This is a genomic window from Pseudomonas koreensis, from assembly GCF_025447595.1.
In the GTDB taxonomy this organism is placed as follows: Bacteria; Pseudomonadota; Gammaproteobacteria; order Pseudomonadales; family Pseudomonadaceae; genus Aquipseudomonas; species Aquipseudomonas koreensis_H.
Genome location: NZ_JAOEJU010000005.1, coordinates 250,684 through 261,666 on the forward strand (window position 1 = coordinate 250,684; position 10,983 = coordinate 261,666).

The 10,983-nt window shown below is 62.4% G+C and carries 7 protein-coding genes and 1 pseudogene; 2 read left to right on the forward strand and 6 right to left on the reverse strand.

Going from position 1 to position 10,983, the window contains the following annotated elements; translation table 11 throughout:
- Window positions 1-174 precede the first annotated feature (174 nt).
- The 4 genes from N8H71_RS09870 to N8H71_RS09885 all read right to left on the reverse strand — a co-directional run bounded on the left by N8H71_RS09870 (window position 175) and on the right by N8H71_RS09885 (window position 6,065).
- Window positions 175-1,845: a ShlB/FhaC/HecB family hemolysin secretion/activation protein gene (locus tag N8H71_RS09870; protein WP_262193841.1), complete on the reverse strand. Its 1,671-nt coding sequence runs from the start codon at window positions 1,843-1,845 to the stop codon at window positions 175-177.
- 135 nt (window positions 1,846-1,980) lie between these two features.
- Entirely contained in the window at window positions 1,981-3,537 is a 1,557-nt protein-coding gene (locus tag N8H71_RS09875; RefSeq protein WP_262193871.1) for a collagen-like triple helix repeat-containing protein, read from the reverse strand.
- Window positions 3,538-3,855: 318 nt separating this feature from the next.
- Window positions 3,856-4,710 (reverse strand): MaoC family dehydratase, encoded by an 855-nt coding sequence (locus N8H71_RS09880; protein WP_262193842.1) that lies wholly within the window; start codon window positions 4,708-4,710, stop codon window positions 3,856-3,858.
- Window positions 4,711-4,712: 2 nt separating this feature from the next.
- Window positions 4,713-6,065, reverse strand: a complete 1,353-nt coding sequence (locus N8H71_RS09885) for a 3-oxoacyl-ACP reductase (protein WP_262193844.1) — start codon at window positions 6,063-6,065, stop codon at window positions 4,713-4,715.
- 254 nt (window positions 6,066-6,319) lie between these two features.
- Between N8H71_RS09885 and N8H71_RS09890 the strand changes: the two genes are divergently transcribed.
- Window positions 6,320-7,597, forward strand: coding sequence for an acetyl-CoA C-acetyltransferase (locus N8H71_RS09890; RefSeq protein WP_262193845.1), 1,278 nt, complete (start codon window positions 6,320-6,322; stop codon window positions 7,595-7,597).
- Window positions 7,598-7,646: 49 nt separating this feature from the next.
- Here N8H71_RS09890 and N8H71_RS28845 read toward each other — a convergent pair whose 3' ends face one another.
- Window positions 7,647-8,414 carry a methyl-accepting chemotaxis protein gene (locus tag N8H71_RS28845; protein ID WP_431768306.1) on the reverse strand — a complete coding sequence of 256 codons (768 nt, stop codon included), beginning with the start codon at window positions 8,412-8,414 and terminating at the stop codon, window positions 7,647-7,649.
- A 90-nt stretch (window positions 8,415-8,504) separates the two neighbouring features.
- Window positions 8,505-9,593, reverse strand: a pseudogene (locus N8H71_RS28850) (cache domain-containing protein); the annotation flags it as partial.
- Between the two features lie 441 nt (window positions 9,594-10,034).
- Here N8H71_RS28850 and N8H71_RS09900 point away from each other — a divergent pair.
- Complete coding sequence (locus tag N8H71_RS09900; protein WP_011332300.1) at window positions 10,035-10,931, forward strand: PA4780 family RIO1-like protein kinase; 897 nt, start codon at window positions 10,035-10,037, stop codon at window positions 10,929-10,931.
- Window positions 10,932-10,983: the final 52 nt, after the last annotated feature.

The window sequence follows — 10,983 nt, forward strand, 5'->3', positions numbered from 1 at the left end:
CCCCCGAATCACTCCCTCCACTCAGCCTTCCGAGGGGGCCGGCACGTCAAAAGCTTTGCTCGAGCTAACGCTCATCGTTTTGAGTGGTGAGGAGCGAACAGCGAACAGCGAACAGCTAAAAGCAGACTGCTTTTTCTTGATCGTTCCCGCGCTCTGCGTCCCGGTCGGGAGCAGCTATAACTGATAACTGAAACTGATGCTGTAGCGTGGGCGGCGGTTGAATGTATCGAGTGCTTCGTCCGACATTGCCTTGGCGGCTTCCAGGGCGATGTTGTAGTACTTGGCGTCGCCGAATCTGAGACCGATCGCCGCCGATGACAGGTTGTTGGCCTGTACCGGCAATTCGTTGAACCAGCTGCGCGAGCGGTCGAGCACGAAGTACGGTTGCAGGATGCGCACCCAGTTGCCGTCGCGGTTGTAGCTGTAATTGATCTCGTAAGCCACGCCCCATCCCTTGTCGCCCGAGGCTTGATCGTCGGGGTAGCCGCGGCCGAAGTTCTGGCCGCCGAACACGGCGCGTTCGCTGTCGGGCAAGGTGTCGTCGCTCCAGTACAGCGCGGCCGACAGTACGCCTTGCCAGTTGTCGAAGAATTTGTCGCTCTGCACTCCCGAAACGCGCACCCGGAAGAAGTCCAGATCGGTGGCGCTGTTGTTGGTGTGCGCACCCAGGCTGTCGAAGCCTTGATATACGCCGCCGCTGAGGATTCGCAGTTGCCGGGCATCGGCCTTGCGCCAGTCGCTTTCGAAGGCAAGGGCGCGGATGTCGGTGCGTTCTTCGACGCTCAGCGGATAGCCGATGACGTTGTAACGGGTCTTGTCATTGACGGCATAAAAGCGTGATCCGGCGGTGAGCAGTTCATTCGAGGCGGCAATCAGTGGCAGGGTGAAACCGAGCGAGTAACGATCATTCTCGCGGTGCGGCTTGAGTTGCAGGCCATTGCTCAGCAGCACGTTGGTGCCGGGATCGGCGCGGTAGCGCGAAGCGGACAGGTTCAGTTGCGCACCTTCATCATTGATGAACTGGTTGTAGTCCAGTCGGTAGTAATGTTCGTGATCATCACCCGGCGGGAACAGTCCGCTGAGAGTGAGCTGCTCGCCCATCGATGTTTGTGAGTTGCTGCTGACGCCCAGCAGGGCCTGGGTGCCGTTGCGATTGTCTTCGGTGGTGCTCAGGGTGCTGGTGAACGGTTTGCGACTGGCCTGGGCCACCAGTGTGGTTGCACCGTCGGTGGTGCCGGGTGGCGGCACCTGGGCCTGGATCGTCACGCCGGGAATGCGGGTCATCAGCGTGGTGTAGCGCTCGAACGTCTTGCGCGTCAGCGGGCGTTCGGCCTGGAGCTTGGCGGCCAGTCGCTCGAGCAGGGCTTTGACCCGTCCGACGTCGCCGGCGATCTGAACGTCGCGGACGTAGCCTTCCACCAGCACGACGCGCGCCACACCGTCATCGAAGGTCTGTTGCGGCAGGAAGGCGTAGGACAGCAGATAGCCGTCCTGCTGGTAACGACGGGTGATGTTGCGAGTGGCTTCGATCAGGTCGGCGAGGCTGCTCTCGCGGCCGATCAGGGGTTTGTAGATTTCGGCCAGTTCGTTCAGCGGGTAGAGCGTGCCGCCTTCGATCTGCACGGTCCTGAGGTTGATCTTTGTACTCATCAGCAACGGCTGGGCGGCTGTGGCGCCGGGATCCGGCACTTGCAGCGGCGCGGCGTTCGGCCGGTAGGCGTCAGCCGGCAGGTTCGGCACCGGCAGGTTGCGGATGGTTTCGTTGCTGTTGAGAAAACTGGGCAGGGTGTCGGCGAGGGCGGTGGAACTCAGACTGAGCAATAGCAGGGATGCCATGACGCGCATAGGACACTCCATGTTCAAACCCGCAGCACGGGGTCGGGTTTCTCCTAAGAAAAAAGCGGAAGACTCGTGGGAATCTTCCGCCCTCAACCAAGCGTAGGCGCTGTAGGTAAGGCCGTCGAATCGGCCAGGTGCAAATCAGCGTTTGTTGCCACCCAGGGCGCCGGTGAGACCGCCGAGTACGCCTCCCAGTCCACCGCCGGTTCCGCCAGCGGTGCCACCGTTGACCAGTCCGCCAACCGCAGTGACCGTGTTGCCTACTGTGGTGACGGTGTTGCCGACGGCGGTCACCACCGGATTGGCATTGGTGCTGGCAATCGTGTTGCCGAGATTGCCGACGGCACCGCCGACCTGGCCGGTGAGGCCGGCGACCGGAGTACCCAGCCCGGTGGCGGCGCCGACATTCTGGGTCAGGCTGGTGACCGCAGTGGTGACTGGTGCAAGTCCGGCACCTACGTTGTTGCCCAGGGTTGCCAGGGGAGTGGTCGGGCTGGTGATCGGCGATCCCGAACCGCCGAGCACGGTGTTGAGCGAGGCCACGGTGTTACCCGCCGCAGCCAGCACACCACCCGGTGCGGCGAGGGTGCCATTGCCGCTGCTCAACCCGGCGCCGACGTTTACGACTGCGCCACCGACGGTTTGCAACAAGCCATTGTTGCCCAGACCGCCACCGACGCCTGTCCCTGAACGGGTGCCGTTGTTCACCAGTCCGCCGGCCTTGCCGACAGTGGTGCCGACATTACTCAGGGCCCCGCCGACGGTGTTGGTCAGCGCATTGCCGTTGCCGGCGCCAGTGACCTTGTCGCCCACGCCATCGACCGTGCTGCCGACTTTCTGTAGCAGGCCGTTCACGGGAGCGCCCAGCCCCGTCGCACTGCCGAGTTTATCCGTGGTGCTTTCGACCATGGCAATTACCGGCACCAGTTTGCTGCCCACTTCTTTGGTGACCGAGCCGAGCGGGCCGGTGGTGGTAGCGGTGCTGAGGGTGTCGCCGAGCATGGTGACTTTTTCGCCGACTCCGTTGAGCAGCGGGGCGACTTTGGTCACCACACCGCCGACCACCGGAACGCTGCCCGTGGCAGTCGCCAGTTTGCCGCTGAGGTCGGACACGCCGTTGCCCACATCCTGCACCACGCCGCCGACCGCCGAAGCGGTGACGCCCAGGCCATTGTCGGTGGTTGCCAGTTTGCCGATGCCGTTGGCTACCCCATCACCCAGTGTGGTCACTACATTGCCGGCGGTTTTGGCGGCGCTTTGCACCACGCCGCCAACGACTGGCACGCCACTGAGTGAGTCGCCGACCTGGCCGACGCCATTGCCGACGCCGCTGACAGTATTGCCGACGTCCTGCACCAGCGTGGTGGTGACCAGCGCAGGGGTGGTCGGATTGGTCGGGTTGGTTGGATCTGTCGGGTTGGTTGGATTGGTCGGATCTGTAGGGTTGGTCGGCGTGGTGGTGCCGCCCGTTCCCCCTGTTCCGCCGGTGCCAGCCGTGCCACCTGTGCCACCTGTGCCTGCGGTATCGCCGGTGCCGCCGGTTCCTCCAGTACCACCCGTACCAGCGGTGGAGTCGCTCGGGGAAGAACTGCCGGAACTGCTGTGATGTCCGCCGCCGCCACTGCTGCAACCGGCCAGACCGAGAGAGAGAATGAGGGCCAGTGCTGTTGCCGATTTGCACCACGCCTGGGCTTTCATGTGGGTTTTCATGATGGTTGTTCCTTGCACCTGTCACAACGTTCGTTGACTTCGACGGCTCGCCGGTTCTGTTGCCGGCAATGCCTTCGTCCGTTGTGCTCATATCAGTCGCAAGGCTGGATCCACGCCATTCTCAAGTTGGTATTAACGCCTTTATGCAGGTGGCCGCGAGTGCCGCCTAACGACTAATACCGAGGATATAGGTGCGCAAAAAAAAGCCTTGAAAATCAAGGCTGGGTATCGGCGATTGAAGCGTGTGCGGCGCGGGAAAACTTAAGTGATATATACACAATTGATCAGGTTTTCCCGGCCTCGATGTCAGGCCACCGGCTGCCAGTTGCCCACCATGTGCTCCAGATCCCCGGCGCCGATCAGGCGCAACTCACCGCTGGAGCCGGCAGCGCTGGCGAACAGGCTCACCTCGCTCGGCAGACGCACCGGTTTGCGAAAGTGTACGGTGACCTCAAGGTTGGCCTTGGGCAGATGATCCGCCAGCGCCGCCAGTGTACGGGCCTTGTTCCACAAACCATGAGCGATGGCTGTCGGGAAGCCGAACAGTTTGGCACTGGCGGCACTCAGGTGGATCGGGTTGTAGTCGCCGGAGACTTTCGCGTACTGCCGGCCGATGTCCACTGGCGCCTTCCATTGCGCCACTTGCGCGAGGGGCAGTGCCGGCTCCCAGGTCTGCTCGACCGGGTCGCCTTCGAGCTTCACACCACGACAGAGCATCTGGCTTTCGGCTTCCCACAACGGCCCGAGTTGATCGTCGAGGGTGGTCAGCAGATCGAAGGTCGCACCTTTCGGATGCGGTTGCAGGTTATGCACCCGGACGCTGACTTGCGCACGACTGATTCCGCCCATTGGTCGCGATACCCGGATGCGGTTGCTCAGGTGAATCAACCCCAGTAGCGGGAAGGGAAATTCTTTGGCGGTCAGCAATTGCATCTGCAGGGCGAACGCCAGGATATGCGGATAGGTCGGCGGCAGCAGGCCGTCATCGGCGAAACCGCAGACCTTGCGATACGCCGCCAGACGTTTGCCATCCACCTCGACTGCGCAGCGCAAACCGTTGTCGGGCAGGGTGGTGCCGGTGATTTTGCGCCGGGTCGCCGCCCGGGCATACAGCCCCGGCAAGCTTGGTTCTCGGTGCAGCGTTTGCCATTCGATGGTCATGTTCAGGCCCCCAGAACGCTTTGGCCGCACACCCGCAGCGCTTGTCCGGTGAATGCACCGGTGCCCGGTTGGGCCAGCCAGGCCACGGCTTCGGCGACGTCTTGCGGCAGGCCGCCCTGGCCCAGCGAACTCATGCGCCGTCCGGCTTCACGCAGGCCGAACGGGATGTGCGCAGTCATCTGAGTCTCGATGAAACCCGGCGCCACGGCGTTGATGCTGATGCCGCGTTCCAGCAGGGTCGGCGCCCAGGCCTGGGCCAGCCCGATCAGACCGGCCTTGCTCGCCGCGTAATTGGTCTGCCCGCGATTGCCGGCGATGCCGCTGATCGATGCCAGCAGAATCACCCGGGCGTTATCGCGCAGGGTGCCGCTGTCGAGCAGCGCCTTGGTCAGCACTTGCGGCGCGTTGAGGTTGACCGCCAGTACCGCGTCCCAGAATTCCGGCGTCATGTTGGCCAGGGTCTTGTCGCGGGTGATGCCGGCGTTGTGCACCAGAATGTCGAGGCCGTCCGGCAACTGTTCGATCAGTTGCGTGGCAGCGTCTTCGGCGCAGATGTCGAGGGTGATGGCGCGCCCGCCGAGGCGAGCGGCCAGGGCATCGAGATCGGTTTTCGCGGGCGGCACGTCGAGCAGGATCACCTCGGCGCCGTCACGGGCCAGGGTTTCGGCGATGGAGGCGCCGATGCCGCGAGCCGCGCCAGTGACCAGCGCCTTGCGCCCGGCCAATGGGCGGGTCCAGTCGGTGACCTGAGTGGCGCACGCCGTCAGCCGGATCACTTGTCCGGACACGAAAGCGCTTTTCGGCGAGAGAAAAAACCGCAGCGGTCCTTCGAGCTGATCCTCGGCACCTTCGCCAACGTAGATTAGTTGCAGCGTGCCGCCGCTGCGCAGCTCCTTGGCCAATGAGCGGGAGAAACCTTCGAGCGCTCGCTGTGCGCTGGCGGCAAATGGTTCACGCAGGGATTCCGGGGCGCGGCCGAGAATCACCAGATGCGCGCTGCTGTCGAGGTTCTTCATCAGCGGCTGGAAGAACTCACGCAGCTGCTTGAGCTGGTCGGTGTGCTGCAGATCGCTGGCGTCGAACACCACGGCCTTGAGTTTCGGGCCGTGGCCGGGAATCCATTGGGTGGCGCTCGCCGGCTGGTCGCCGTAGCGGTAGATCGCATCGGTCAGGCGATTGGCGAATGCGCTGACCCGCTCGGCCAGCGGCCCGCCGCCGATCAGCAGCGCACCTTCCACCGGCCGCAGGCGCCCGGCCTGCCAGCGTTCCAGCCGCACCGGCGACGGCAGGCCCAGGGCCCCGACCAGACGGTGGCCGATGGACGAGTTGGCGAAGTCGATATAGCGGTCAGACATGGAACGCTCTCCAGAAGATGGGGTTCAAAGTGTGGACTGCGAAGGGCAATCAATCGTTCGATCCACGCAATAAGGCCTACGCTAGAACACTGAGGTTTAGCAGGTCTTGCAGATAAATGCGGACCTTGTGGGAGCGAGCCTGCTCGCGAAGGCGTCGTCAGCTTCAACATCCTGGTGCCTGACAGTCAGCCATCGCGAGCAGGCTCGCTCCCACAGGGATCGTTTTTCAATTCAGAATTCACAAGGAGTTTTTCATGAGTCAGCTGCGCCGCGTCGCGATCATTGGCGGCAACCGCATTCCGTTCGCCCGCTCCAACGGGCCCTACGCCACCGCCAGCAATCAGGTAATGCTCACCGCCGCCCTCGAAGGCCTGATTGAACGCTACAACCTGCATGGCCAGCGCATCGGCGAAGTGGTCGCGGGGGCGGTGCTGAAATTGTCACGGGATATGAACCTGACCCGCGAATGCGTGCTCGGCTCGCGCCTGTCACCGTCCACCCCGGCCTATGATATCCAGCAGGCCTGCGGCACTGGCCTGGAGGCGGCGTTGCTGGTGGCGAACAAGATCGCCCTCGGCCAGATCGACTGCGGCATTGCCGGCGGCGTCGACACCACGTCGGACGCGCCGATCAGCGTCAGCGAGGGCCTGCGCAAGATCCTCCTGCAAGCCAACCGCGCCAAGACCACCGGTGACAAGCTCAAGACCTTTCTGCAATTGCGTCCGAAACACCTGATTCCCGAATTCCCGCGCAATGGCGAACCGCGCACCGGCCTGTCGATGGGCGAGCACTGCGAATTGATGGCGCAGACCTGGAGCATCCCCCGCGAAGAGCAGGATCAACTGGCACTCGAAAGTCACCACAAACTGGCGGCGTCCTACAGCGAAGGCTGGCACAACGACCTGATGACCCCGTTCCTCGGCCTGACCCGCGACAACAACCTGCGCCCGGACCTGACCCTGGAGAAACTCGCGACCCTGAAACCGGCCTTCGAGAAAAGCGCCAAGGGCACGCTGACTGCGGGTAACTCCACGCCACTGACCGATGGCGCCTCGGTGGTGTTGCTGGGCAGCGAAGAATGGGCGAAAGAGCGTGGCCTGCCGATCCTTGCGTATCTGCGCGATGGCGAAGCGGCGGCGGTGGATTTCGTCAACGGTGCCGAAGGACTGCTGATGGCTCCGGTGTATGCGGTCCCACGCTTGCTGGCGCGCAACGGTCTGACTCTGCAGGATTTCGACTACTACGAAATCCACGAAGCATTTGCCGCGCAAGTACTGTGCACGTTGAAGGCCTGGGAAGATCCGGAGTACTGCAAGACCCGGCTCGGGCTGGACGCTCCGCTGGGATCGATTGATCGCAGCCGCCTGAACGTCAAGGGCAGCTCCTTGGCGGCGGGGCATCCGTTTGCCGCGACGGGCGGACGGATCGTGGCGAACCTGGCGAAATTGCTGGATGCGGCGGGGCAGGGGCGGGGGTTGATTTCGATTTGTGCCGCTGGCGGCCAGGGTGTGACGGCGATCATCGAACGCTGAAAGAACAGAAATCCCCTCTCCCAAAGGGAGAGGGGCCTCTAAAGGTCACTCAGGTACGGAACCTGCGCACCAACCCATCCAGTTCATTCGACAACCCGGCGAGGCTCTGCGAATCCAGCCGCGCCGAGTTCGCCAGCTCCGCCACCAATTGCGCATCGCCATGGATCTGGCTGATGTGGCGGTTGATGTCCTCGGCCACCTGATGCTGCTCTTCAGCCGCTGTCGCAATCTGCGTGTTCATGTCGCGAATCACATCCACCGACTCACGAATCTGACCAAAGCTCTCCCGCGCCTCACCAATCCGTGCCACTGATTGCTGCGACACGTCGAGGCTGGCGCGCATCTGCTGGGTCACCGCACTGGTGCGCTTGGCCAGGTTGCCCAGCAGGCCGTCGATTTCCGCCGTCGAATCCGCCGTGCGTTTGGCCAGTGCGCGAACCTCATCGGCCACCACCGCAAAACCACGACCTTGCTCACCGGCCCGCGCTGCTTCGATGGCCGCGTTGAGCGCCAGCAGATTGGTCTGTTCGGCGATGGAGCGGATGGTGCCGAGGATCGACTGGATGTCGTTGCTGTCGCGTTCCAGTTGTTGCATCGACTGCGCAGACTGCTCCAGTTCCTGGCTCAGTTGATCGACGCTGTTTACTGCTGCATCGATCTGCTGCTGACCTTCACGAGCCTGACGCTGGCCGCTGTCGGCCGACTCCGCCGCCTGGCTGCACGAGCGCGCGACTTCGTTGGCAGTCGCCACCATTTCGTGGAACGCGGTCGAGACCATGTCCACTGCTTCACGCTGGCGCCCGGCGGCTTCGGCCATGTCGCCGGAGACCCGGGTCGAGCTCTGCGAAGTCGCGAGGATTTTTCCCGCCGCGCCGCCGATGTGCTGAATCAGGCTGCGGATCGCGGTGAGGAACTGATTGAACCAGTTGGCCAGTTGCGCGGTTTCGTCACTGCCACGGATATCGAGGCTCTTGGTCAGATCGCCTTCGCCTTGGGCTATGCCCTCCAGGCCGCTGGCCACGCTGCGGATAGGACGCACGATCAGGCTGGCGAAACTGGCTCCGACCACCGCAAAAAACACTGCCAGCACGGCAGCAATGACCGCGATCAGCCAGGTCAGCTGGGTTGCGGAACTCATTACTTCGTTCTGTTTGATCAGGCCGATGAAGGTCCAGCCCAGTTGCTCCGACGGCCAGACGTTGGCCATGTAGCGTTCGCCGTTGAGTTCGACTTCCACCAGGCCTTTACCGGCCTTGGCCAGTTGGGCATAGCCGTCGCCGAGGCTGTCGAGTTTCTTGAAGTTGTGTTCCGGCTGCTTTGGATCGACCAGCACCGTACCGCTGTTTTCCATCAGCATCAGGTAGCCGGTTTCACCGAGTTTGATCTGCTTGACGATTTCGGTCAGTTGCTTGAGCGAGACGTCGATGTTGACCACGCCACCCTGGGCGCCCAACTGGTTGGCCACCGCGCGCACTGTGCTGACCAGAACCGCGTCATCGCCGGCCCAGTAATAGGCTTCGGTGCGCAGGGTCTTGCCCGGATTGGCCATGGCCGTCTTGTACCACGGGCGGGTACGCGGGTCGTAGTTGGCCATCTTCGGATCGCCCGGCCAGAAGGCGTAGCCGCCGCTGTTCAGGCCATAGGAAACGTAGGAGTAGGCGGGATGGGATTTCGCCAGCCCTTCGAACAGGGCAAACAGTTGCTTGTCGATCTCGCCGTCGGAGGTATCGGCGGCGTTCGCGCTCATGCGGCTGCGTACGGTGCCGTCGGCGTTGTTGACCAGGGGCTGCGCCGCCAGGTAATCGACGTTCTGGCTGATGCCGTCGAAAAACAACTGCATGGCATTACTGACCTGACGGATCTCGCGCCCGCTGCCGTCGACAAAATCGTCCCGGGCATCGCTGCGCAGGTTCAGTACCACCAGCGTGGCGACCAGCACCACAGGCAAGCAGGCGATGATTGCAAACGCCCAGGTCAACTTCTGTTTGATGTTCATCCGCGCTCCAGATTTTCTTGTAGGCCCACGCAGTGCAGATGACTCGCGGTTATTGGCAGCCGAAAAACGTTGGTTCTCACTCGTTTCCTTGAGTGCGACATCGTAGATTTTTTGGAACGATTGTCGGACAAATTCCTCTGTCTCAGAGGAATTCGGCTGCGAGAGAGGGAAATTGAGGGTTCAAGATAAATTTCTTACGAGCCATTTGAAGCCGGATGTCAGATTCTGTCGCAAATGCCCTCAAGTCCTGTCGCCAACAACTTCGACAGCCTCGGCTATGATTCGCAGCGGCCGATAAAGAGGCGGATCGGTCCGGTTTATCCGGCACAGTGTGTGCATCCACAGGTTCACAGGTCGGCAACCCCTCCCCGTGATGCGAGGATTGCCGTATAACGAATGACATTCGCGTGTTTGGTAATAAAGGACCCACAATAAAAGCTGATGAAGACTCCAAAACGCATTGAACCCCTGATCGAGGACGGTCTGGTCGACGAAGTGCTGCGCCCTCTCATGAGTGGTAAAGAAGCAGCTGTTTATGTGGTGCGCTGCGGCAATCAGTTACGTTGCGCAAAGGTCTACAAGGAGGCGAACAAACGCAGTTTCCGCCAGGCGGCCGAGTATCAGGAAGGCCGCAAGGTTCGCAACAGCCGACAGGCCCGGGCGATGGCCAAGGGTTCCAAGTTCGGGCGCAAGGAAGCCGAAGACGCCTGGCAGAATGCCGAAGTCGCGGCGCTGTTCCGTCTGGCCAACGCCGGGGTGCGAGTGCCCAAGCCGTACGACTTCCTCGAAGGCGTGCTGCTGATGGAGCTGGTGGCCGATGAATACGGCGATGCTGCGCCGCGTCTGAACGACGTGGTGCTGGAGCCGGATCAGGCCCGCGAATATCACGCGTTCCTGATTTCGCAGATCGTACTGATGTTGTGTACCGGTCTGGTGCACGGTGACCTTTCGGAGTTCAACGTGCTGCTGACGCCGACGGGGCCGGTCATCATCGACCTGCCGCAAGCGGTGGACGCAGCGGGCAACAACCATGCGTTCAGCATGCTCGAGCGTGACGTCGGCAACATGGCGTCGTACTTCGGCCGGTTCGCCCCGGAGTTGAAGAAGACCAAATACGCCAAGGAAATGTGGGCGTTGTACGAAGCGGGTACGTTGCACCCGGCCAGCGTGCTGACCGGCGAGTTCGACGATCCCGAGGACCTGGCCGATGTCGGCGGGGTGCTGCGCGAGATCGAAGCGGCGCGTCTGGATGAGGAGCGCAAGCAAGCCATCCGCGCGGCGGACGACGAGCCCAAGGGCAAGTCCGACGAACCGCCTCCGCCACCGTGGATGCAGTGAGCATCTGAAAAAGAAAACCCGGCTTCGGCCGGGTTTTACACATTCAAGGATT

Excerpts from the sequence above, each read along its gene's own strand:
- N8H71_RS09870 (WP_262193841.1), bottom strand. The coding sequence starts at position 1,845 with ATGCGCGTCATGGCATCCCTGCTATTGCTCAGTCTGAGTTCCACCGCC.
- N8H71_RS09875 (WP_262193871.1), bottom strand. The coding sequence starts at position 3,537 with ATGAAAGCCCAGGCGTGGTGCAAATCGGCAACAGCACTGGCCCTCATT.
- N8H71_RS09880 (WP_262193842.1), bottom strand. The coding sequence starts at position 4,710 with ATGACCATCGAATGGCAAACGCTGCACCGAGAACCAAGCTTGCCGGGG.
- N8H71_RS09885 (WP_262193844.1), bottom strand. The coding sequence starts at position 6,065 with ATGTCTGACCGCTATATCGACTTCGCCAACTCGTCCATCGGCCACCGT.
- N8H71_RS09890 (WP_262193845.1), top strand. The coding sequence starts at position 6,320 with ATGAGTCAGCTGCGCCGCGTCGCGATCATTGGCGGCAACCGCATTCCG.
- N8H71_RS28845 (WP_431768306.1), bottom strand. The coding sequence starts at position 8,414 with ATGGCCGAAGCCGCCGGGCGCCAGCGTGAAGCAGTGGACATGGTCTCG.
- N8H71_RS09900 (WP_011332300.1), top strand. The coding sequence starts at position 10,035 with ATGAAGACTCCAAAACGCATTGAACCCCTGATCGAGGACGGTCTGGTC.